Source organism: uncultured Lacinutrix sp. (assembly GCF_947500325.1).
Lineage (GTDB): Bacteria > Bacteroidota > Bacteroidia > Flavobacteriales > Flavobacteriaceae > Lacinutrix.
Genome location: NZ_CANMRQ010000081.1, coordinates 1 through 632, shown reverse-complemented (window position 1 = coordinate 632; position 632 = coordinate 1). Strand labels below are relative to the sequence as shown.

Genomic DNA, 632 nt, shown 5'->3' with positions numbered 1-632 from the left:
GTTGTGTACAATTAAAGTGAATGAAACCAAAAATATTAATCTTAGTTCTAATATGTGTTTTATTAGGTTGTACGAATGAAAAACAGAAAGTTATTGATACTTACAATAAATTCAATTTGGCTAATATTGAACGTGACGGTGAAAGGCTTTTTGAGTTGAGCGACTCTAATACTCATAATTACTACAAGAACTTTTTAACTAAAATTTTAAAACTAGATTCCGTTGGAGTCTCTAAGTTAAACTTGACAGAGAAGTTAAATTTGTTATCTGCAAGGGCAGTAATTCACGATTCGATATTAAAAAGAATAAGTCCGAAAGACTTACTGATAAAAATGCTTACAGAAGTAAGTTCAATGGATTCAACACAAATTAGTTCTATAAGAAGTCTAGGAATTACGAACATCAAAATAGAAAACAATATTGCGAACTGTGAATTAACTATGGATGGAAAAGTTGTATCACCTTTAGTAAATCTAGAATTTTCAAAAGAAAATGGGAAATGGAAGTTTGATCTTAATTCTTTGGCAGAATTTACAGAAGAGCAACTCAATTACATTTGTGAATATCATGGATTTACCCATTTGGATTTTATCGAATGGGTTTTTGATGCTTCCAACATTGGAGAGAAAAGA

1 protein-coding gene is annotated in these 632 nt (G+C 29.9%); it reads left to right on the top strand.

All coding sequences use genetic code 11. The annotated features are described in order from the left end of the window. Nucleotides 1-20: 20 nt before the first annotated feature. Nucleotides 21-632 (top strand): hypothetical protein (locus tag Q0997_RS20260; RefSeq protein ID WP_299892538.1); only part of this gene is annotated, 612 nt, incomplete at its 3' end.